Below are 24,300 nucleotides of genomic sequence, written 5' to 3' on the forward strand. Positions count from 1 at the left end.
GTGACAGCGGCCGGTTTTACAACTCACTCAAATTTCTTTGCTCCCGGTCGAACATCCGCTTCAAATGAAGTACGTATTGCTCAAGGGTTGCATTGCGATAAAAGGGATCGAAAGCCTGGCGGCGAGCTTCGTCGATATTGCTCGAATTGATAAAAGTATCGATAAACGGTGTCACTTCGTACTCCGAGAAGGGACGTTGCCAAATCCAGCCGTCACAGAAGTCGGCCAGTTTGAGGTTGGCATGACCGGTTCGATAGACGGTATTCCCTGCCGGCAATTGACCAAAGGGAGTGTTTTTGACATCGAATCCGACAGGTCCGGGAGTAACTTCTTCCATCACTTCATCGATTGCTCCCGCGACCGGCCGAACCAACGGACCGTTGAAACCCGAGTCATCGTTCCACGGCAGATGTAAAACCACCGTCGCGACGCGTTTATCCAGGACATCGTAGAGATAGCGCCCGAAACGACTGTCCTCGACTCGAATGAATTTTCCGTCGGCGTCAACGATAGGGTGCATATATTCACTGAAAGCATGATGCATCCCACAGTAAGCCAGCACCTTCCGACCGGCATTGACCTGGTCGAGCACCACCTGCGCCCAGTCCTTTTCGCCACAGCCGCCCCAGACCAAACGCCGCAGCGAATCGACCTGCATGTCCTCCGATGTCTTGATATAGCTCAAGTCGGGACTGCATCCAACGCCAAGAATGCGGAAAGGTTCGACATCAGGCGTTAGAGAACGGTTCAGCGACCAGGCCGCATGGTAGATATCCAGGTATCCCTGAGCCGCCCAGATGGGGCTGTATTGAAATTGAATGAGACGCGCCAGACACGGATTCCACTCGGCGGCACTGAGGAGACTGTCAATAAGCGGTTGATCTTCCGCTCGGGCGAATTCGATAGCCAGTACGTTGACACCACGATCGTGAAGCGCCGGAATCAGATCACCGACCAGTTCTTGATCATGCCTGATGAAATGATACTCACCCAGGATAACGACATCGCAACGATCGTACAGACCGGTTACATATTCGACCGGGGTAAGATGATTTTCTACGATCCAGGTCTCACACTGCCGGAGGAGTTTCCGTTCGGCTTCGGTATGATTGTCGCCGCAACCGGACCATAGAAACAGGAATAATGTCAGGATTAACACGAATGATCTCACACGAACCTCCTTGCCGGGCGGCCGATCAAAATGCTCTGACGAAGCGCTGTCGCTTCATTCCCATTCGATGGTCGCAGGCGGTTTGGATGAAATATCGTAGACCACGCGGTTAACGCCGCGCACGTTGCGAATGATCCGATTCGAGGCGTGAGCCAGGATATCGTAGTCGATCCGAGCCCAGTCGGCGGTCATGGCATCGACCGAGGTCACGGCGCGGAGGGCGACGACGTTCTCATAGGTGCGTTCATCTCCCATGACGCCAACCGCCTTAACCGGCAACAGCACGGCGAACGCCTGCCAGATATCGTCGTAGATATTATTGGTGAGGAGTTCTTCGATGAAGATCGCATCCACTTCGCGCAAAAGATCACACCGTTCCTTGTTGACCTCACCGAGGATACGAACCGCGAGTCCCGGCCCGGGGAACGGGTGACGTCGGATAAACTGCTCGGGGAGTCCTAACTTGCGTCCCAGCTCGCGCACCTCGTCCTTGAACAGCTCACGCAACGGTTCGACCAGCATCATTTTCATCCGTTCTTTGAGTCCCCCGACATTGTGATGCGATTTGATCGTTACCGACGGCCCTTTGAATGAAACTGATTCGATCACATCGGGATAAAGAGTTCCCTGAGCAAGGAAATGCACATCTCCGATCTTCGCCGCTTCTTCCTCGAACACATCGATAAAGGTCGGCCCAATGATTTTACGCTTTTGCTCCGGGTCGGTAACACCTTTCAACCGCCCGAGGAACAACTCCGAGGCATCGACTGGAATAAGGTTTATGTCCAATTGCCGAAGCATCGCCGTTACGTCCTCGAATTCGTTTTTCCGCAGGAGGCCGTTGTTAACGAAAACCGCGTGCAGTTGATCGCCAATCGCTCGGGAGAGGAGCATCGCAGCGACAGTTGAGTCCACTCCCCCCGAGATAGCCAGCAATACTTTGCTTTTCCCTACTTGCTCGCGGATCGCGGCAACGGAACTTTCGATAAACGCCTCCGTGGTCCAATCGCCGGCGGCGCCGCAGACATCGAACAGAAAGGTATCGAGCAAGCGATGCCCCTCGGTGGTATGGTGTACCTCGGGATGGAACTGAAGACCGTAAATTTTGCGGTCGTAGTCGGCAATAGCGGCCACTTCGAGCGAGTCGGTCGAGCCGATAACTTCGAAGCCATCGGGCAGGCGCACGATCGAGTCGCCGTGCGACATCCAAACCGTGGAGTTATCCGGCATTCCGGCGAAAAGGCCTCGATCATTCTTGACGTTCAGACGGGAACGGCCGTACTCGCGCGATTGCGAACGCACTAGTTCACCGCCGAACTGGTCGGCCAGGAGTTGCATGCCGTAACAGATACCCAAAATTGGCAGGTTGGTTTTATAAAACTCACTCGGAAGACGCGGGCTGTCTGCATCCTTGAGCGAAGCCGGGCCGCCGGACAGGATATAGCCGCGTACGTTGTGATCATCGTACTGGGACAGGTCAGCCGTACAGGGGACGATTTCGCAGTACACCTTGGATTCACGTACACGTCGTGCAATCAACTGCGTGTATTGCGAACCGAAGTCGATAATGAGAACCATTTCCTGGGCGCGACTCGGGCTAGTGGTCATCGTCTTCTTCCCTGCTGAAGATACTGTTCCGGGCATATTCTTCCTTGGTTTCGGGATAGTCTTCGATATAATGCAAACCGCGCGATTCATGACGCCACAGGGCGGCCTTAATCATCAACTCGGCAACCGTCGCCATATTGCGCAGTTCGGCAATGGCCTGAGTCACCGGAGTGGCGAAGTAATACTGGTTGATCGCCTCACGAATCTGCTGAACGCGTTCGAGAGCCAGTTCCAGATGGTCGACCCGGCGAACGATACCGACAAAATCCGACATCACTCGATTTAGCTGTCGTTTGTCGTGAGCGATAAGAATCTTCTGGCGCGGATAGCGCAACGATGAAGCCGGTAGATTGTGAGCCGGAATATGCTCCGGGAAATCGATATCCCGAACATAAGCACTGGAGCGATCGGCCGCAAAGCGAGCCATTACGACCGCTTCGAGAAGCGAGTTGGAGGCCAGACGATTGGCTCCGTGCATACCGGTCATGGCTACCTCTCCGGCGGTATAGAGACCGGGCATTTCGGTCTCACCGGAGATACTGGAAACCACCCCGCCGCAGGCATAATGAGCCGCCGGCACCACCGGAATCGCTCGCTCAGTCATGTCGAAACCTCGCCGCAGACATTCGGCATAGATATTGGGGAAACGAGATTTAATCCGATCGGCGTCAACGTGACTGATATCGAGCAGGACATATTCTTCGCCGGTTTCCTTGATTTCTCGGTCGATCGCACGAGCTACGATATCACGCGGAGCCAGTTCCTGTTGTTCGTGAGCGCCTTCCATGAAACGACGTCCGGACACGGAGTAAAGCCGCGCGCCCTCACCACGAACCGCCTCCGATATAAGAAACGGCCAGCGACCGGGAGTATACAAAGTAGTGGGATGAAACTGCGTGAATTCCAGATTGCTGACCGGAATCCCGGCGCGATAAGCCAGTGCCACGCCGTCGCCGGTAGCGATTTTCGGATTGGTCGAATGGTAATAAATCTGGCCGAGTCCACCGGTAGCAAGCATCGTCACCGGCGCATAGAAATAGCTGAACTCACGGTCGTTTTCGCAGAAGACGAACCCGCCGCCGCAGTATCGACGACCGGCTTCCTCGTAAGTGATCAACTCGAGCACCATGTGATCGCGGAAAATATCGACATTGGGCATGGACCGACAGGCTTTGAGCAATGCCCGCTCGATCTCCCGTCCGGTTAGATCCTGAGCATGGACTACGCGAGGCGCGGAATGGCCGCCTTCACGACCGAGATGGAAACCTTCGTCGGAACGTGTGAATCGCACACCGAAATCGACCAGTTCCTTGATCACCGACGGCGCCGCTTCCACGATTTTCTCGACCACCTCTTTGTCGCACAATCCCGCCCCCGCCTTGAGGGTATCGGCAACATGAGCTTCAAAGGAATCAGTTCCCTGGGTAACCGCCGCGATACCTCCCTGCGCACGATTGGTGCTGGTGTCGGTTTCACCTTTTTTGGTAACTATTGCAACGCGGCTGTTCGGATTCATCTGGCTCACTTTAAGAGCGAAAAACAAACCCGCTATCCCGCTGCCGACGATCAGAAAGTCATAGCGCCGTTCCATCAGGCCGTCCTTTGCGGCAGATTGAGCCGTTCAATGATGTTCTGTAACAATTTTTCCTCACCGGGATCAAGGTCCACGGATTGTGAAAGGTAGTATATCTCTCGGCCAAAGTCAAAACCAGCCAGCTTCGTCCAGTCTTTCCCGGTGGTGAGGATAACATCGGAATCGAGTTTGTCAACCTGTTTGCGGATTCGCTCCAGCAAAGCACGATCGTAACGCTGATGATCGGACAATTCCAGGGCAGCGTCAAGATCGGCGCTGAGCGCCTGAACCTGTTTGCGGAGTGGCCTGAAGTTTCCGACTCCCGCGAACAAAAAGACCGATTTGTCTTCGAGGTATTTGAGCGGACGTCGCTCCTCCCGTCCGATCAACTCCTGCGGCACGAAATGAGCGAGATATTGATCGGCATGGGGATTGACTCGTTTGATCTCGTTGCGATATTCCTGCAGATTTTTTGCAAAGCGAGTTCTGGTCAGAATTACGATATCAGCACGTTCGAGAGCCTGGATCGGTTCACGGAGTACGCCGTACGGAAATATCCGCAGCATCCGGGGTTTGACGGCGGCATCGAAAGTAACGATATCCAGATCGCGTGCGAGCGCTCGGTGCTGGAAGCCGTCGTCGACAATGATCACATCCACTTCGCCGGTAGCGGCCAAATCACGCGCCGCCGTCACCTTGCGACGATTAATCGAAAAAATCGCCTCAGGTAAAACCGATGAGAGAAAATGCACCTCGTCACCGGTTTCCGATTCCGGTCGGGTTGCTACCTGATGGCCGGACTCAATGAAATTGATGTCATGGCGTTCGCGGCCGTAGCCCGAGGAAACCACTCCCACGCGGATGCCTTCGGTTATGAGTCGCTCTGCCAGCATGGCCACAGTAGGAGTCTTGCCGGTGCCGCCAACCGAGATATTCCCGACCGAGATAACCGGCACGGCAACCTTCTCAGGTGAAGTCTGACGACGTAAATTCCAGCGATAACCAAGACGATAGAGGAGCGATACGAAATAGAGCGGAATCGCTGCCAGAGACAGCAAACCGAATCGCTTACGCCTGATTACTCTCTTCCAAAATGCTTCAAGCATCCTTCAACCGCCCCAGAATATACTCTCCAGCCCGACTGGTCGGTGATTCGGCCAGGTCTGCCGAAGTTTTGATTCTGAAGCTGAGTGTGCCCATTATAACACTTTTAACCGTTTCTGCCAACTCTTCCGACGTATTGACCCGCATTCCATAGCGATTGTTCTCGATATAGCGAGCCGCCTCCCGCACATTGTGCAGACTGGGGCCATAAATCACCGGCGTCCCTGCCCAGACCGGCTCCAGCAGATTGTGCCCCCCGATATCGCTCAGGGTGCCGCCCACGAAGGCCAGATCGGCAACTTGATAGAGATCGTTCAACAGGCCCATCTTGTCGACGATAATAACTTCATCACCGTCGGCTGCCGTGTCCAACAAGTGCACGCGGAAACCCGCCTCAGCCGTAAGGCGTCGAAGCATCTCACCCCGTTCGACATGACGCGGCGCGATTATCAGACGTAACTGCGGGTGATCGTTTTTAAGGCTTCCATACATTTCCAGCAGTTGTACTTCTTCACCGTCACGGGTGGAACCGGCCACGAGCAGAAATGCCTCTTCCGGTATGCTGAGTTTACGACGCCAGGTGGTGCGGAGTTGCGGATCACGCTCCGGGAGCGGTGTGTCGAATTTCAAATCGCCGGATATTTCCCAGCGACCTTCGGGCAGTCCCAACTCGGCATAGCGATCGGCATCACCCTTTGTCTTGAAAAAGAACCGGTCATAACGACCGAGAATTCGTGCCAGTGATTTCCTCGCCCGGAGATATTTCTTGAGAGTTCGGTCGGTCATACGACCGTTGACCAGAACGACCGGAATCCGTTTCCTGGCCAGCCGGTCAATCAAAACGGGCCATATCTCTGTCTCGGCGATGACCATTTCGCGCGGCGTAATCCGTCCCATTGCAATTTTTACCGCCGGAGGAGTGTCGCCCGGGATATAGCTCACAGTTGCCCGATCTCCGAACATGCGGAGCGCTTCGGCCTGTCCCGTTTCGGTCATGGTCGTAATATGCAGGCAAAGATTCGGTCGGTGTTCCAGCAACCAGTTGATCAGATTGGCTATTACCCGGACCTCCCCTACCGACGAGGCATGAAGCCAGATATCGGCCGGGGCAGCATGCACGAAACCGAGACGATCGCGCCACTTGGTATTTCCCAGCAGAGCCGCTAATCCGGCAACCGGCAAACAGGCGAGCCAGAGCAACCAGCCGAACAGCTTATACAGGGCGAACATCAGCGCTCCCCTCCACGAGCGGTAAGAAAGTTTGCTATTTCGCTCGCGGCGCGACGAGAGGCTCCCGTTCCCTTGAGAATTTCGGGTAATCGGCCAAAGGCCTCACGGCATGATTCATAAGCGGAATTATCGTTCCAGAGTCGGTTCAACTGCCCGGCGATTCGCTCTGGAACAGCCTGATGCTGGATGAGTTCCGGCGCGACTTTTTGGCCAAGAACGAGATTCACTAAAGCAATCGTATCGAGTTTGACCAGTCGCCGAGCGATTTGAAAAGTCAACCAGCCGGTTTTATAGACAACCACCATTGGGCGATTGATAATACCGGTCTCCAGCGTCGCAGTGCCGGAGGCAACCAGCGCCAAAGCCGCTTGGCTGACCACATCCCGGGGGTGATCGAAAACGATTTCCAATCGCGAGCGGTCGATTCCCGACAGGAGCGAATCGTAATCAACCAGTCCGGTGATTCCAGCTATTACCGCCTTACCGCCTGACGTACGGCACCACCGTTCAGCGGCACGGGCCATGGTCGGCAACATGCGCACGACCTCCTGTTCGCGCGAGCCGGGCAGTACGGCTAATCCGGCCTCGGTCGGTGGAGTCGAGTTGATAAGACTTTCGGGGATGTCCTCCAGTAAATAATGTCCGACATAGCGACAGGAGACACCGGAGGCCTCGTAGAAAGGCTCCTCGAACGGCAAAATCAACAGCATCAGGTCCACGAGATTGCGAATTTGCTTTACACGCCGATGCCCCCACGCCCAAACCTGCGGTGAGATGTAATAAATAATCGGGATGCCGAGTTGCCTGATACGCGCGGCCAGCCTCAGATTGAATCCCGGATAATCCACAAGAACCACCGCCGCCGGACGACGTGAAGCGATTTCATCGACACAGCGGTGCATCAGGCGACGGAAATAACCATACTTGCGGGCTACTTCCCAGAATCCAAGCACCGCCAGGTCCCGGGGAGAAGCTAACTGTTCCTGACCGGCCGCATTCATTCTAGGACCGCCAAGTCCCATAAAACGACTGTCGGGCAATAGTTCACGCAGAGCGTTAATCAGGCGTACGGTGGCGTTGTCTGCTGAGGGATCTCCGGCCGATATGAAAAATAGCGGCGGCTCCATTACTCAAGCCTGGTTCTGAAGCATCTTCTCGAATGATTCACGACCGATCCGATCAATCTCCAGAGCAACACGCAACGACTCCAGTCCCTCGGCAAACGGTACGGTCAAATCGTGATTGGCTGCCACCGACTTCACGAATGATTCGATCTCCGTCCCAAGCATATCCTGTCCGGAATCCTGCCTCTTGAGATAAACGAGATCCTGGCCCGATTTCCCGAGCGGGACACGCATCCCCTCAGTCGCCTGCCCCGGCTGCGCCAGGCTGTACAAATCGGCCTGCTTTGCGGCCAGGTCCAGCGAGTAGTAACCTGATTTCTGGAAAATGCGAAGTTTCCGCATGGCATGAAGTGAAATTCGAGAGGCGGTAAGATTCGCCACGGCGCCGTTTTCGAACGTGAGGCGAGCGTTGGCAATGTCGGGCTGATCGGATACGACCGCCACTGACGAAGCCTGGATATTCGCTATCGGGGCGCCGATAAACATCAGGGCCAGGTCAACATCGTGAATCATCAAATCGAGCACCACGGCCACATCGGTGCCACGGGGATCGAAAGCGGCCAGACGATGCGCCTCGATAAACGACGGCCTCACCTCGGTATTTTTCAAAGCCAGCACGGCCGGATTGAAACGTTCGATCTGTCCCGCGGCCAGTTTCGCACCGCTTTTCGCCGCGGCAGCCAGCAATTTTTGTCCCTGCTCGTAAGTAGCCGTGACTGGTTTTTCGATCAGACAGTGAATTCCTCGTTCCACCAGTTCGATGGCCACCTCATAGTGGACAGATGTCGGCACCACCACGGACACGCAGTCGACCGCATCGGCCAGTTGATCCAGCGACTCGAAGGCAGTGATGTTGTATTCGGCGGCATATTTGGCGGCTCGGTCCCGGTCGATTTCGTATAATCCGACCAGTTCACAGCAGTCGAGTTGTGAATGCCAGCGCAAATGGTGTCGTCCCAGTGACCCGACACCGACTACCGCAGTTTTGAGTGGTGTAATACGATTCATATTGGTTTCGTTATTGGAAGGCATGGTCCAAGATAGCCGTATACCGCGCATTCATCAAGAAGGATTCAGCGCCACATACGATCTCCCGTATCTCCCGGCTTATTTAACCAGCCCGCGCGTGGAAGCCTCAATGAAGCTAAGAATCACCCGGACTTCCTCGGTCTGTTCCAGTTCGGCCTTGATCCGCTCGACAGCCTGAGTCGTGTTAAGCTGACTGAAATACAGCAGCTTGAACGCCTGTTGCAAAACCTTGAGCGCTTCCCTGGAAAAACCACGACGGCGCAGACCGACGGCATTCAGACCGGCTATTTTAAGCGGATAACCACCGGCCAGGGCATACGGTCCCACATCCTGCTGGACCCTGAAACCGCCGCCGATCATGGCATGGGCGCCGATCTTGACAAACTGGTGTACCGGCAACACCCCGCCGAGAATGGCATAATCGCCAATCTCGATATGTCCGGCCAGATTTACCGAATTGGCCATAATCACATGGTCACCAACCAGACAATCATGAGCCACATGAGCGTAAGCCATGATCAGACAATGTTGCCCTATCGTAGTTTCTCCGCGCTCTTTGGTGCCGCGATTGACCGTAGCGTATTCTCGGACAGTTGTATGATCACCGATCACCGCCTGAGTTTTCTCACCCTCGAACTTGAGGTCCTGGGGGACGGTTCCGATCACCGCACCGTGCGCGATCGTTACATTTTTTCCAAGCCTCGCTCCGGAAGCGATCAGCACTGATGAAGCGATTTGAGTTCCGGCTCCTATCTCGACATCATCCTCGATAATAGTATACGGTCCGACTACAACGTCATCGGCGATCCGAGCTTTGGCTGAAACGATTGCTGTAGAATGAATTTGACTCATCGATCCACCACCATAGCCATGAAGTCGGCTGAAGCCACCAGATCTTCATCGACAAACGTCTTTCCGGACATTTTGCAGGCGCTCCGCCGGAACGCCTTCATTTCCAACTCGAAGCGGAGACGGTCACCCGGAAGAACCGGCTTGCGGAACTTGGCGTTGTCAATAGCCATGAAATAAACCACTTTGGTCTCCGGCTCTTCGACGGCGTTGAGTAGAAGAACCCCGCCGGCCTGAGCCATCGCCTCAAGGATCAACACTCCCGGCATAATCGGATGACCGGGGAAATGTCCCTGGAAAAACGGCTCATTGATCGTCACGTTCTTGATCGCAACCACCTTCTCGCCCGGGACCAGATCGATAATGCGGTCGACGAGCAGGAACGGATAGCGATGCGGCATGATTCTCATGATCGCATTGATATCGAAAAACGCCTTGCTGCCGCGAGCCCCGTAACGAGAGGCCAACTTTTTCTTCTGATAAAGTTCTCGCATTTTCTTGGCCAGAGCCACATTGGCCTTATGCCCCGAGCGCCCGGCCAGTACATGCCCCTTGAACGGAACACCGATGAGAAAAAGATCGCCCAACAGATCAAGCGCCTTATGGCGCACCGGCTCGTTGTAGAACCTTAAGGGAATATCGTTAATTATCCCGGTCTTTCCGACAAACGCCTCATCTTTGAGATCCAGCGCTTTGCGAATGCGGTCCACCTCGACCTGTCCCCTGTCGCTGTCATAAAAGACCACGGCGTTTTGCAATCCGCCGCCCTTGATCAGACCGGACGCCTTGAGATGTTCCACCTCGGACAGGAAACAAAAAGTCCGCGCCGGAGCGAATTCTTCGACAAACTCGGATTCCAAATCAACGAGCGATGTATACTGCGTGCCCAGGGCCGGATTCTTGTAATCGATCATGAAGGTTATTCGCAACTCATCGGAGGGAGTCACAACCACATCGACACCGCGTTCGGGTTCGGAATAGGCCATCGGCGTATCTATTTCCAGATAGACCTTATCGGCGTCCTGTTCCTGAATCCCGGCTTCGAGTAGTTTATCGACATACGGTTTGGCGGAGCCATCCCCCACCGGCGGCTCGGGGCCGTTCAGTTCCACGATCAGGTTGTCGATCTGAAGTCCGGCAAACGAGGCCAGGACATGCTCGACCGTATGAACGCGGGCCTCGCCGTCCTGCAAAGTCGTGCCGCGTGAGATGTCGACCACATGGTCGATATCGGCTACCACTGAAGGCTTGCCCGGCAGGTCGGCGCGGACAAACAAAATGCCCGAATCGGGCGGTGCCGGCTTGAAGGTCATGGTGCAGGGCGAGCCGGTGTGAAGACCGATACCGGACATGGAAACTTCGGATTTTATCGTTCTTTGTTTTTCAAGCATGGTCTGGGAATCCCTTGTACAAATTTCGCCCGAGTATACAAGAATCGACCTTTTCCCTCAAGGTTTTTTTGGTTTCGATAACCACTCAGATATCCTTAAGCGACTTGACCTGCCGCAGTTTTCGAAATAGCTGAATATACTCATGGACCATGACCTCCTCAGCCTGCGAAAGGCCCTCCATCATCGGAATACCGATACGTAAAACGGCGCGAACCATATCGCTAAGAGTGCGGTCGTATTTAACGGCCAGATCCCGAACTTTATCCTTCATCTCGGCCGAGACGAAAATGTTGAGGCAATGTTCACCTCGAACCTGATGCATATTCGTTCTTTTCTCAGTCATCGGAAATATCTCCCTGGTGATTGTTAGGCAATATCATGTGGTATTGCTCGTGACTTATCAGCGTCTGCGGTGAAGTAATCCTGATCCCGAACCGTTGTCGCAACTTTCGTATAACCGGACGCCAGGTACGGCTGCGGTCACGATTGGCAATCAGGGTATCGATCTCATCTCGGGCCGGCGACCGGCAGATCACACAGGTCGATCCCGGCTCGACGCCGATACCGTATCGTTCGCACACAAACGGTGATAACAGCCGGCGAAGCTTACGCATGATCCGTTTGTGCATGGATTCCAGCTTATGGACCTTGCGGCCGGTCAATCCGGCCAAATGACCATGAGACTCCCCCATATAATAGAACCGAACCACAAACTCCCGCTCCTCTTCAGTTAACCGCGAAAGAGCCTTGTCGACTTCAGCGATTAGTTCCGGTGGAGCGATAGCGTCAGGTGAAGGATACGGTTCAATCATCGGTCCGGCTGCCGGATTTCGGCCAAGATCGACAATCCAGTTGCGATAGATAACTCTTCTGCAATGCATAAACCTCCCTTGCGGCGGCTGATTGATTTTTCCCAAACGCCCTCAATCTGTCGTCGAAAACCACTTTGGGCTACCACTTGCCGATCACAACGGTTTGCAGAGAGACACCGGTTTGCATATCACGTGATTCACATTTCCGGATAATCACGGTTTAACCAAACCGACGACAGCAGCATAAGGCTATGTGTAGCAATAACATAATATGAATGACTGAATTCTGAAAGGAATGACGCCGGATCGTTGATTCTCGGACCGGTTTTTGCGTACTTGGGGTAGAAGAAGTAACCACGGGCTGGAGGTGCCAAACTGGATACCAACAACTTGGAAAGAATCACTGTCTACAAGGCCGACAACTCATCGTTCGTTGTTTCAGATGATCCATGGGTGACAGCTTCGGGCAATCAGACATACCAGCGTCATTTTATGTCCTGGATCAGCCTCTTTGCCCTGTTGATCCTGTATCCGTTGATGTCCTCGATTCAGCCCAGCGACCAAAGCGCCCTCGACCTGCTGAAAGATGATTTTGTCTGGATGATCGGTATGATCACCACGATCATCTTCCAATGGATCCTCTTTCTGATGGTTTTCGGAACCACGCATCTTGAAAAAACCGGATTGGCAGGAATCGGATTTCAGCCTTTTATCGAGAGAGATATCTCACGCGGTGGTAAGGCGCTTCTGTACGTCGGTTACGCCCTGACTTTTTTGCTCGTAGCCAATCTTCTTCTTGCAGGCCTATCATACTTGTTAGCCCAGGTCGGTTTACCGATGGATGGGGACCTTAAATTCGTCCTGCCCCGAAATTTGGAGCAAGCCATCATCTGGGTGCCGCTGTCGTTCACGGCCGGATTCTGCGAAGAAGTGATGTTCCGGGGATATTTGATGACACGTCTGCGGCTGTTGTTCAAAACCAAGTCATGGATCCCCTCAATTTTGATCTCCTCGATGGCGTTCGGATTGTGCCATACTTATCAGGGCTTGTCCGGTTTCATCGTCATTACCGTTTACGGAGCGATGTTCGCCCTGCTGTATATCCGCACCGGTTCAATCTGGCCGGGGATAATCGCTCATGCCCTTCAGGACGTCAGCGCGCCGTTCTTCCCGCAATAAGCCAACATCTCATCCGATCGATAAAAGAAAGCCGGACCGCGGTAAAGCGATCCGGCTTTTTTCTGCCTGTATACAACTATTTATTACGGGCACTCATCCGGACAATTTTGCATCAGGCCAAACATGCAATCAACCCAGCAGACCAGGTCCTGAATGTCACAACAGTAGCCGTCACCGTTGCAGTCCCCTTCTTCGGGACAGGGCAACTCCGGCCCGCCGGAGAACATGTATGTAACCAGGAAGACCAGATCGGAAATGTCCAGGGGAGCTCCCGAGTGATTGAAATCGCCCATGATCTCGCAGCAACCACAGTCGATCCCGAGATTCACGCAAGCCCATTCCTTGCCCATGTCAATCTTCTGCAGGAAGTCCATCTCGCCGGAGTAGGTTGAAGCGAACAAGGTATATATTTCCAGAGTGTCGGCGGCGGTGATAGTCTGATTCCAGCGATAGGTGCAGACCGTATGCAGATCGGAATTGATTGAATCAGACATGCTGTAATCGGAAATACCACCCATGTACTTCCACAGGGAGTCACTCTCGAAAGAGCTCGTAGGATAGAGTTGAGTAGAGTTATCCATCGTGTAGGCGTTATGGAAACGATGGCTTTCATCGCCGTTTTCCACCGCTGCGATGAATGCTATACCGCCGTACCGCAGGTCGTTGTCCTGACATTCGAGAGCGTCGCCGAGGGAGTCGGCAAACTCAGAACCGGTCTGGTAGATCAACCTGCGCGAGCTGTCAAAGCCGCTGTTGTTCCATAAACCCGAATCGGACGGGATGTCCCAGTCGATTGCCTCGCCGACAGCCAGACCGGCATGAGACTGACCGTCATTGGCATAAACGCGGAGATGCTCTACCATGAAACCGCAGTACTCACCTTCATGGGGGGCATACCAGTTCTGCTCGAACATCAAACCGGAGTCGCGCGTCATGAATTTTGCCTGATACAGATCGTAGTTGCCCATATCGGCGGCCGGTTCGTGAGAGACCGGAATGAAGCCGTGCTCCGAGGTGTAGGACTGCCCGAACATGCTGTAGTTACAACGAACCGTATCGGTCTCGTCGGTCCAGCAAACCACCGGGGAGCCGTCGTAAATATAAATCGAGGCATCACCCGGCACCGTGTCCAGAGCTCCCGCCTCAACGTAGTCACAATCACCACAGTTGAAGTAATCGAGATTCACGCCGCCGTTCTCTCCCGGTCCCCCCATATTGCCGTAGTTGCCGTTATTACCAACCGTCAGGGCAACACAGCAGGATGTGACCGTATCCCAGCCGGGCACGATAACCGTGTCGGTCACCCAGCAACGGATCGGGATTACCGCCGGGGAGCCTTCCTGATTGCCGGTGATGGTCACGTTTCCTTCGAGGTAGACGATCGTCCCGGGATCGTTCACGACGCCGCCGGCATTGAGTGAGATCGTCCCGGTGAGAGTGTTGTTGAGACCGGTCGGGATCGTAATATCACCCGCAAGATCCGAACTGAGCCAGCCGGAAACCGGACCGGAGGTCTCGTTCAGAGTTACGGTCGCGTTCAGATCGGCGTTGCCGTTGTTGGTGATGACAAGAGGGGTATCGAGCTGGACGCCGTGGGTAGTGTAGGTCGGATAATCGATTTCCAAGGGAGAGATCCAGACCGGGATATAGGGTGCAGGTTCGTAACAGGCCAGGCGTATCCATTTCACCTCAGCCAATTGCCAGGTGCCTTCATCGCTGACAATCGCCCCGGCATCCTTGTCGAGGATGTATTGGATATCCAGATAATGACTCCCCGAATAGGAGCCGGTCGGATCAACGATCGCCTCAGAAGGAATACCGGCCGTACCGGTCAGATCGGTTCCGAACTTGGCTGCCGAGGGCCAGACATCGCTGGCACAGGGATTCCCGGGGTCATTGTAGGGATCACAACCGGGGGTGCGGGAGTTGGTGATGTTGGTCGGGATATCCCAGGTCATGCCGCCGTCGGTCGAAACAGCCACATACAATTCACCGTTGGCCGCGCCGCTGATGTCGGAACCATCGATACCGCGCTGCGCGCAATCGTTCTCAACACCGTTGGGAACGTCGTTGAACTGAACGTAGACGTAGTAGAATTTCCCGTCGCATTCCGAGATACTCATCTTGCAGCCGTTGAGGTTCCAGGCGCCCGGTGCGCAAGTGGTCTGATCCCATTCGAGATTGGCGGCAGTGGTTATGACCGGATCACCTAGCCCGTCATAGCCGCCGGTTCCGAGATTTTCACCCCAATGGAACATATTACAGCGATATAATCCGGCCTGCCCGCCGCTGTTGGCATCGGCCGGCCAGAAGCGTGCCGAATAGACAATGTGCAGGTAGTCGTCGCTATCGATCAGGGATTGCAGGTCAGAATACGGACGATAGCCCTCGACCCCATCCTCATTCTGAGTCAGATTCACCCGTTCCTCGAAAGTCGCGCCGTAGTCATAGGATACCTGATAGTATATATCATTGTCCCATTGGACGTACTGCTGACCCTGTTGCGAAGAACAGGTGTCGCAGTCGCCGTCATCGGGACGATTGGCAATCCAGACGAGCGCCACTTTGCCGCTGGTCGAAGAGACACAGACATCCTGAGCGATATCGAAGACTGTGTCGACGACATAAGGAGGATAGTCGAAATCTCCATTCCCGTTGATGCCAACCTTTCGGAAATAAACTATAGCCTGAGGATCGGCTGCACTTGTTTCCGATGCCTGCGCGAACAAGTGCAACACCGGCGTCTGGCCGGGAATTTCCTGATAGGCCATGGAAGGCCAAAGCACACCATAGCTTGTTCCCCCGGTTGCTGCATTCACAACTGAATCCGGGACACTAACGCCGACACCGAAATCGCAGGCAGCCGGGCCGGAGTCCCAGTAGGTTTGACAGCCGTAGCTGGCAACCGTTCTGGCGTGGCCGCCGGCTACAGCGCGGTTGTCGTTGGTAACATCGAGCGCAACATATCCTCCATAGTCACCGGCAGCGGTGTCGGTTACCATATACGGCCCACAAAAGGTGCCCGCATTGCTTCGGTAGGCGTTGTAGGCATAGGCTCGATCCTCAAAGACCTGGTCCGGCATATAGAGCCATAGAAAATGTACGGTGAGACCATTCTCTGCATCGTAACCCCAGTCGACCATGCGCGTCATGCGACCGTTATGCTGCTTGTCGTACCAGGTATTGCCGACGGTGATCCCCGGTGAGAGATCGGTTGTTTCAACGGCTCCCAAAGCCATGGTTTTGTTGACGGCTTTTTGTAAATCGTCGGTCGCCGGAGTTTCCTCGTTGAGAGGATACTCCTGTTGAATGAACACCCGCCCGTTCATCGGCACAGATTTCTCCGCCGGTTTTTCGGCGGCAGAGATCAGCGACACTAATACAATCAGCATCAGTGAGGATACAAACAGTGCCTTGCGCAACTCGGTTAACATGAGCCTCCCTTCGGGGACCTCATCGGTCCCACCGTTGTTATATCCTGGCCGTAATGGCCTTGCTTTACAAACATTCTTCCGGACACCAGCCGCCCGCAAACATACAATTCACCCAACACACGAGATCGGAGATATCACAACAGGAGCCGTCGCCGTTGCAGTCCATTTCCTCCGGACAAGGCGGCGGCGGTCCTCCCGAGAACATCCAGGTCACCAGATACACCAGATCACTGATATCCGGCCCTGCGCCGGAATGATTCGCGTCTCCCATAACCTCGCAACAACCGTTTGGCAATCCCAGCAGTTCACAAGCCCAGCCTTCCGCACGGTCATAGCGGTTCAATAAATCCGCCTCACCGTCCTTAGACGTCACGTAAAGAGTATAGACATCCACGGTGTCTCCCGGTTCGAGAGTATAATTCCACCGATAGGTGAACACCGTGTACAGGTCGGCGGCGGCGGAGTCGGACACCGAATAACCGACAATATCACCCATATATTTCCACAACGAATCATTTTCAAAATAACCGAACTGATACACCTGAGTATAATTATCCATCGAATACATGTTGTGGAACGAAGTGGCTTCTTCTCCATTCTCGAAAATACTCAGGATGCCGGCGCCGCCGAAACGAAGGTCATTATCCTGACACTCCAGGGCATCTCCCAATGAATCGGAAATCTCCACGCCGCGCTGGTAAAAGAAGCGGCGCTGCATATCGAAACCACTACTGTTCCAGGAGCCGGAATCGGACGGGATATCCCAGTCCATGCCGTCGCCGATAGCCAGACCGGCATGGGTTTGACCGTCGTTACTGTAGACTCGCAGATGTTTCATCGCGAAGTCGCAGGTATCTCCCGCCGTCGGTATGATCCAGCGCTGTTCGAGCATGATCGCCGAGTCGCGCGTTACGAACTGCGACTCGTACAAGTCATAGTCCCCCATATTGACGGCCTCATTGTGGGCCATCGGATAGAAACCGTGGTCGGACAAGTATGATTCGCCGTACATGCTGTAATTACAGCGCACCGTGTCAGTCTCGTCGGTCCAGCAGATAATCGGAGAACCATCGAAAAGATAAACTGAGGCATCACCCGGGACACTGTCCCAACCGCCGGCCGAGACATAATCGCAATCGCCGCAGTTGAAGAAATCGAGATTGACGCCGCCTCTCCCCTGATTGCCGAAATTGCCGTTCGTGCCCACCATAAGGGCGAGGCAACATGACGTCAGGGTATCCCATTCCGGAATTACTATCGTATCAGCCACCCAGGCTTCAATCTGAATGGGCCAGGGGGAATCCTCCATATTGCCGGATATTGTCACGTTCCCTTTCAACACGACAATCGTCCCGGGATCATTGACCACGCCTCCGACATTAAGGTTGATTATCCCCTCGGCAGTGTTGTTGAGATCGGCGGGCAGAGACAAATCACCGACAAGATCACAATCCAGCCAGCCGCTGACCGGGCCGGAAGTTTCATTGACCGAGATATTCAGATTCAGGTCGATATTGCCCCAGTTCGCGAGGTAGAGCGGCACATCGAGCTGTTCCCCATGGTGAACATTGGTCGGGTATCCCACCGATACCGGATCAACATACAGATACGTATGAGGGCGTGATTCCAGACAAGGCACCCGCATCCACTTGACATCGTCTTGTTGCCAGGTTCCCTCGTCTTGAAGCACAGCCCCGGCGTCCCGATCCAAAATGTACTGGATATCGAGGTAGTACCCTCCGGTGTAGCTGCCGGTCGGATCAACCACGGCGCCGGACGGAAAACCATAAGTACCGGTCAGATTCGTACCAAAACGAGCCATCGAGGGCCAGTTCTCACTGGCACAATCGCTGCCGGAGGTCGGATCACACCCGGCAGTGTGAGTATTCGTAAGGTTCCAGGGCTGGTCCCAGGTAAGCCCACCGCTGTTTGAAACGGTAAGATACAACTCTCCGTTGGCGGCTCCGGCTTTGTATGTCCCGCTCATGCCCCAGGCAGCACAATCGTTCTCGACTCCGGCGGGAATATCGTTGTATTGAACGTAAAGATAATAGAATTTGCCGTCGCATTCGGACAGGCTGATCTTGGCTCCGTTCAGGTTCCAGACACCGGGGGAACAGACTGTCTGATCCCATTCCAGATTAGCGGCGGTACGGATAATCGGTTCGCCCTGAGAATACCCTCCCGTTCCCAGATTTTCGCCCCAGTGAAACAAGCGACAACGATAGAGACCGGCCTGGCCGCCGCTGTTGGCATCAGCGGGCCAGAAACGACCGGCCCAGGCGATATGGAGATAGTCGTCGCTGTCGATCAACGAACTGATATCGGTATAAGGTCGATAGCCGTCCACTCCATCCTCGTTGTGAGTCAGATTTACTCTCGGTTGCCAGGTGACACCGTAATCGTACGATATCTGGTAGTAGATGTCGTTATCCCATTCTGAATACAACAGTCCGCCGTTGGACGAACAGGTATCGCAAGCCCCCTCTTCGGGTCGGTTGGCAATCCAAACCAGGGCCACCTTGCCGTCGTAGAGCGAGGCGCTCACATCCTGGGCTACATTGAAAACGGTATCCACAATGTAAGGTGGATAGTCGAATGTCCCTCCGTCATTCACTCCGACTTTACGAAAATACCATAAACCCGTCGATTCAGAATGATTTGCATCAATCGTTGGAGCGAAGAGGTGCAACACCGGTGTTTGGCCGGGCACTTCCTGATAAACCATCGAAGGCCAGAGAGCTGAAAACTCGCACGGCACCGGATCACACATCATGAAGTTTAGAACCGAGTCGGGAATCCTCAGACCTGCCCCAAAAAATCCCGCTGCCGGGGACCAGTCCCAATAAACCTGGCTGTTACAGCCCGTGCCATCATTACTCCGGCCGCCCGCAACGGCGCGGTTATCATCGGTAACATCAAGAGCTACGAATCCCCCAATGCTTCCGGAGGCCTGTACCGACACCGGATCAACATAGCTTCCATCATTGGAAATATAGGCGTTGTAGCAATAAACATGGTCCGTAGCCACGGCATCGGAGAGAAAGGTCCACAGGAAATGCACCACAAATCCGTTTGTGGCATCATAACCCCAGTCGACCATCCGGTTCATGCGCCCAAAATGCTGCTGGTCGTACCAGGTATTGCCTATCGTAATCCCCGGTGAAGAATCACTTGACTCCACTTGTCCCAGCGGGAGTGAAGTCGCAGTACCGGATCCTGCCGGTTTAAAATCTAATATGTCGGATTGAAGTAGATTCTCCGGTTGCCTCGGTTGTATTGCTCGATAGTTATTTGCGCTTTGTGGAGACTCCGCGGCAAACACTGTCAAGGAAGACATAATCAAAAGAAGTGAAGAGATAATCACGGTTGTTGTCGGCTTATTTAACATGAGCTTCCCTTCGTGTGGTCGATTCCGCCCGACAATAGTCTGTTCACCGACAGTGAAACACGACAAACCCGGATATGCCGGCTTCCGTATCGCTCGAAAACGCCTCCGGGCTTCATTATTGTAAGGTTTTGTCTCACCTGTTCCCTGCTGTCTCGGTATTATTCGAATGCCATTAACATCCGGTTATATACCATACACCCATTGCCCGTGCCGAGGCGCTCATAGCTCCCGCTCCGGGCGTACCCTAGGTATCGTTAGTAATCTTGACGCGAACGGAACAATGGGACCGCCGTGGGGCATGGTCAGTTCCCATCATAACTTATGAAGAGTAATCAGAACCTCTACACACAAACACTGAGCACGAGTAGCCACAACTCGTTCTTCAATAGAAAAATAGGCATGTATGGCGATTATGTCAAATAATAAAAAGAGGCGTCAATTCCATGGAAATGACGCCTTAATACAAACCATATCGCAATCTTCTACCAACCGAGAATCTGCTCCAGATTCTTATTGAGCTTTTCAATTCGCTCCTGGTAATCGGCCTTTTTGTCTTTCTCGCGGTCAACCACTTCAGCGGGAGCGTTGGCCAGGAAGTCCGCGTTAGCCAGCTTGCGGGAGACTTTTTCGAGCTGTGTCTTGAGATTGGCCAGCTCTTTTTCGAGGCGACTCTTCTCGACCTCGATATCGATCAAGCCCTCGAGTGGAATGAAAATCTCCGCTTGTGAGATGACGGTCGAAGCCGACAACGGCGGCTTTTTGACATCGGTGCCGGTATGCAGATTTTCCACCCTGGCCAGCGAACGGAAATACTCGATATGATCCTGAAGTAACTCACCGAACGAGGCTTCGTTCACCCGAACGTACAAATCGGATTTTTTTCCGGGAGGAACGTTCAATTCAGAGCGAACCGAACGAACGGCCGTAACGACCGCCTGTATCTGCTCCAGGCGATGTTCGAGCGACTCATCGATATACTTCTCGTCAACCTGCGGCCATGGACCGAAGGTGATGGTGTGTCCGGATTCGAAATCGGAGCCGGTCAGTTCGAAGAATGTCTTTTCGGTGACAAACGGCACGATCGGATGAAGCATACGCAGGATCTTGTCCAGCACGTAGGTCGCCACATTGAGCGATCCTTCACGGATCGACATATCCGGCTGATCCGGTTTGATCAACTCGACGTACCAGGAGCAATAATCATTCCAGACAAAGTTATACAGTTCTTTGGCAACCGACGATAAACGATACTCGACGAAACCTTTCTCGACCGTCTGAAGAGTCCGCTGCAGGCGTGAAAGAATCCAGCGATCGAAGATCACCAGGTCGTTGTCGTCGATCTTATCGAGAACCGGTTCACGGCCGTTCAGACGCATCATAACGAACCGGGAAACCTGATGCAGTTTGTTGACGAAATTACGACCGACCTCGAAAGTGTTTTTACTGATCCAGGGATCCTGACCATCGGGCGTTGCCAGAACCATCGACATACGCAGAGCATCGGCGCCGTATTTTTCGATTATCTCAACCGGATCGATGCCGTTTCCTAAAGATTTGGACATCTTGATGCCGTTGGCGTCGCGAACGGTGCCGTGGATATAAACATCGCTGAAGGGGGCTTCGCCCATAAACTCGTAACCGGCCATAACCATGCGGGCCACCCAGAGGAAGATAATCTCCGAGGCGGTGCTGAGCACTTTGGTCGGATAGAACTTTTTCAGCTCGGGAGTCTGTTCCGGCCAGCCCATGACCGAGAACGGCCAGAGCCATGATGAAAACCAGGTATCGAGAACATCATCGTCCTGAACCAGAGTTTCAGGATCATAACCGGGGCAGTCCTTAGCCTCGGGGCGATCGACCGACGGAAATGCGGTGCCGTCCTCGGCGTACCAGATAGGGATACGATGTCCCCACCAGAGCTGCCGCGAGATACACCAGTCGCGGATGTTCTCCATCCAGTGCAAATAAGTTTTGGACCAGTAATCGGGATGGAACTTAATCGTCCCCTCTTTGACTGCCTTAATCGCCGGCGCCGCCAGTTCATCCATCTTGACGAACCATTGATTCGACAAATAGGGCTCGATCACCGAATGACAGCGGTAACAAGTTCCGGCCGCGAGATCATAATCCTCGATCTTTTCCAGGTGATCGCGTTTTTTCAGTTCTGCTACTAACTGCTTGCGGCACTCATAGCGATCCATTCCCTTGAACTTACCGGCGTTCTCGTTGAGGGTGCCGTCAATGTTCAGGATGTTGATTTCCGGCAGGTCATGCCGACGGCCGATCTCGAAATCGTTCGGATCATGAGCCGGAGTGACCTTGACCACCCCGGTGCCGAACTCGGGATCGACATAGCTGTCGCCGATAACCGGTATTTCGCGCTCGAGCACCGGCAGGATTACGGTCTTACCGATGTATTTTTTATAGCGGCTGTCCTTGGGGGAAACAGCCAGAGCGGTATCACCGAGCATCGTTTCCGGTCGCGTAGTAGCGACGGTCAGGAACTCATCGGAACCCTGGAGTTTGTACTTAATGTACCAGAGATGACTGTCGAAATTCTTGTGTTCGACCTCATCGTCCGAAAGCGAGGTCTGACATGAGGGACACCAGTTGACAATACGATGCCCTCGATAAATCCAGCCTTTCTTATGGAGATGCATGAACACTTCGGCAACCGCCCGGGAAAGACCCTCGTCATAGGTGAAGCGGGTTCGTTCCCAGTCACAACTACAGCCCATCTTCTTGAGCTGGCTGAGAATGATCTCTTTATTGCGAGTGGCCCATTCGGCCGTACGTTTGACGAATTTCTCGCGCCCCATCTCACGCCGGGTGGTGCCTTCCTTGATAAGTTGCTTCTCGACAACCACCTGGGTAGCAATCCCGGCATGATCGGAGCCGGGGAACCAGGCAGCTTCGTGCCCGTCCATGCGATAGCGCCGGATCAGGATATCCTGAATGGTGTTGTTCAAGGCATGCCCGAGGTGCAGCTTATCGGTAACGTTGGGAGGTGGAATGACGATCGAATAAGGCTCCTTGTCGGAGTGCGCATCGCCATGAAAATAGCCCGCCTCGAGCCAGTGCTGATAAAGTTTATCTTCTACCTCGGCCGGTGAATAGGCCGCGGATTTCTTGCCGTCTGATTTCGTATCTTTGTTCATTGTCTCAATCGGTCTAGAGTTAACGACCTCGCCAAAACCAAAATCGGCGCCCGAACGCGCCGTCAGGGAAACATACCCCGGCTTGGGGATATTGTCAAGATATCAACCTGAAAGCGGTTGGCAAAGGTCCAATTTCGTAGTATTATCGTCAATTATGTCTGACTTGAAAACCCGTCTCGAACAAGAAAATCTTTCCCCCTGGGAAAGACTCAAGCTTATCATGGCTATCCTTCGCTCACCCGAGGGGTGTGCCTGGGACTGCAAGCAAACCCATAAGAGCCTTATTCCCTATCTGATAGAGGAATCTTACGAAGTCGTAGAAGCGATTGAAACCGAAAACTGGCCGGGGCTCAAAGAAGAACTGGGCGATGTCCTTTGCCAAGTAGTTTTTCACGGACAATTGGCATCGGAACGAGGTGAGTTCGTAACCGATGACGCCGTCGAGTCTATTAATGAGAAGTTGATCAAACGTCATCCGCACGTCTTCGGTGAAAGGCATGAGCTCAATCCCCAACAGGTACGGGACCAATGGGAAAAACTCAAGATCGAATCAGGTGAAAAGAAGTCCGTCCTGAACGGTCTGCCCCGATCGATGCCGGCGCTGACGATGGCGTTTCGAATCGGCGAGAAGGCCGGTGGTGTCGGATTTGACTGGAATCATCCTGCAGAGGTTATCGAGAAGCTGGAAGAAGAGATTGGCGAGATCAAACAGGCGATTAAAAATGAAGACAGGCAAGGCATAGCCGAAGAGATCGGCGATCTGCTTTTCGCCACTTCTTCCCTGGCCCGCAAACTCGATATCGATCCGGAACAGGCTCTGAGACAAGCGTTGGAGAAGTTTCGAGAGCGTTTCGAACGTCTGGAGAAAGAAGTGAAAAAGTCCGGACGGTCGTTCACTGATTATAATCTCGATGAACTCGAAGCAATCTGGCAACGAGTTAAAACCATTCCCGCCGAATAGACCACGACTATAAGGCTTGTTGAAAAACCGCACGTTCGGGTATTCAGGAAGAAACGACTATAATACAAGCGACGCAAAGCTTCCCCGTTACGCGAGGTTAATCCCTTTGACACCTAACGGCGGGGATTGCTCCGCCAAAGAATGCGGTTTTTTTAACACTCCCGACAACTTCTTACTCAACGTCAGAAAAAAGATTAGAGAACTCCGGGCCGACCTTTTTTTGTTGTATCGGATAATCTCACCGGGTAGTATCTGATATCACGGAGAAGAAAACCAACAGATGGAC

General features: G+C 53.7%; 16 protein-coding genes. 2 read left to right on the top strand and 14 right to left on the bottom strand.

Annotation, left to right across the window (positions count from 1 at the left end):
* Window positions 1-16: 16 nt before the first annotated feature.
* From PLF13_09170 to PLF13_09220, 11 genes are all read right to left on the bottom strand, one after another.
* Window positions 17-1,171: a hypothetical protein gene (locus PLF13_09170; protein ID HOP07448.1), complete on the bottom strand. Its 1,155-nt coding sequence runs from the start codon at window positions 1,169-1,171 to the stop codon at window positions 17-19.
* Between the two features lie 54 nt (window positions 1,172-1,225).
* The gene (guaA, locus tag PLF13_09175) at window positions 1,226-2,779 is read right to left on the bottom strand and encodes a glutamine-hydrolyzing GMP synthase (protein HOP07449.1); all 1,554 of its coding nucleotides are present in this window, start codon (window positions 2,777-2,779) and stop codon (window positions 1,226-1,228) included.
* Window positions 2,769-4,370: an L-aspartate oxidase gene (gene nadB / locus PLF13_09180; protein ID HOP07450.1), complete on the bottom strand. Its 1,602-nt coding sequence runs from the start codon at window positions 4,368-4,370 to the stop codon at window positions 2,769-2,771. The genes guaA and nadB overlap by 11 nt, the downstream gene beginning before the upstream one ends.
* A complete protein-coding gene (gene lpxK, locus PLF13_09185) occupies window positions 4,370-5,458 on the bottom strand; it encodes a tetraacyldisaccharide 4'-kinase (GenBank protein HOP07451.1) in 1,089 nt (362 codons plus the stop codon). Before lpxK ends, nadB begins: the two co-directional genes overlap by 1 nt.
* Complete coding sequence (locus PLF13_09190; GenBank protein ID HOP07452.1) at window positions 5,451-6,686, bottom strand: glycosyltransferase N-terminal domain-containing protein; 1,236 nt, start codon at window positions 6,684-6,686, stop codon at window positions 5,451-5,453. The genes lpxK and PLF13_09190 overlap by 8 nt, the downstream gene beginning before the upstream one ends.
* A complete protein-coding gene (gene lpxB, locus PLF13_09195) occupies window positions 6,686-7,813 on the bottom strand; it encodes a lipid-A-disaccharide synthase (GenBank protein ID HOP07453.1) in 1,128 nt (375 codons plus the stop codon). The genes PLF13_09190 and lpxB overlap by 1 nt, the downstream gene beginning before the upstream one ends.
* A gap of 3 nt (window positions 7,814-7,816) precedes the next feature.
* Window positions 7,817-8,818, bottom strand: a complete 1,002-nt coding sequence (locus PLF13_09200) for a Gfo/Idh/MocA family oxidoreductase (GenBank protein ID HOP07454.1) — start codon at window positions 8,816-8,818, stop codon at window positions 7,817-7,819.
* A gap of 99 nt (window positions 8,819-8,917) precedes the next feature.
* Window positions 8,918-9,691: an acyl-ACP--UDP-N-acetylglucosamine O-acyltransferase gene (gene lpxA, locus PLF13_09205; protein HOP07455.1), complete on the bottom strand. Its 774-nt coding sequence runs from the start codon at window positions 9,689-9,691 to the stop codon at window positions 8,918-8,920.
* Window positions 9,688-11,079 (bottom strand): bifunctional UDP-3-O-[3-hydroxymyristoyl] N-acetylglucosamine deacetylase/3-hydroxyacyl-ACP dehydratase, encoded by a 1,392-nt coding sequence (locus PLF13_09210; protein HOP07456.1) that lies wholly within the window; start codon window positions 11,077-11,079, stop codon window positions 9,688-9,690. The genes lpxA and PLF13_09210 overlap by 4 nt, the downstream gene beginning before the upstream one ends.
* A gap of 85 nt (window positions 11,080-11,164) precedes the next feature.
* Complete coding sequence (locus PLF13_09215) at window positions 11,165-11,422, bottom strand: hypothetical protein (GenBank protein ID HOP07457.1); 258 nt, start codon at window positions 11,420-11,422, stop codon at window positions 11,165-11,167.
* On the bottom strand, window positions 11,415-11,960 hold the full coding sequence (locus PLF13_09220) for a hypothetical protein (GenBank protein ID HOP07458.1): 546 nt from the start codon (window positions 11,958-11,960) through the stop codon (window positions 11,415-11,417). The genes PLF13_09215 and PLF13_09220 overlap by 8 nt, the downstream gene beginning before the upstream one ends.
* 321 nt (window positions 11,961-12,281) lie before the next feature.
* Between PLF13_09220 and PLF13_09225 the strand changes: the two genes are divergently transcribed.
* On the top strand, window positions 12,282-13,070 hold the full coding sequence (locus tag PLF13_09225; protein ID HOP07459.1) for a CPBP family intramembrane metalloprotease: 789 nt from the start codon (window positions 12,282-12,284) through the stop codon (window positions 13,068-13,070).
* An 83-nt stretch (window positions 13,071-13,153) separates the two neighbouring features.
* Here the strand turns inward: PLF13_09225 and PLF13_09230 are convergent, their stop codons facing one another.
* The 3 genes from PLF13_09230 to PLF13_09240 form a co-directional block, all read right to left on the bottom strand.
* Entirely contained in the window at window positions 13,154-16,504 is a 3,351-nt protein-coding gene (locus PLF13_09230; protein ID HOP07460.1) for a hypothetical protein, read from the bottom strand.
* A gap of 64 nt (window positions 16,505-16,568) precedes the next feature.
* Window positions 16,569-19,688 (bottom strand): hypothetical protein, encoded by a 3,120-nt coding sequence (locus tag PLF13_09235; protein ID HOP07461.1) that lies wholly within the window; start codon window positions 19,686-19,688, stop codon window positions 16,569-16,571.
* A 689-nt stretch (window positions 19,689-20,377) separates the two neighbouring features.
* Window positions 20,378-23,053, bottom strand: a complete 2,676-nt coding sequence (locus PLF13_09240) for a valine--tRNA ligase (GenBank protein ID HOP07462.1) — start codon at window positions 23,051-23,053, stop codon at window positions 20,378-20,380.
* A 154-nt stretch (window positions 23,054-23,207) separates the two neighbouring features.
* Between PLF13_09240 and mazG the strand changes: the two genes are divergently transcribed.
* Entirely contained in the window at window positions 23,208-24,014 is an 807-nt protein-coding gene (mazG, locus tag PLF13_09245) for a nucleoside triphosphate pyrophosphohydrolase (protein HOP07463.1), read from the top strand.
* The last annotated feature ends 286 nt before the right edge of the window (window positions 24,015-24,300 follow it).

Source organism: Candidatus Zixiibacteriota bacterium, assembly GCA_035380245.1.
Taxonomy (GTDB): domain Bacteria; phylum Zixibacteria; class MSB-5A5; order GN15; family FEB-12; genus DAOSXA01.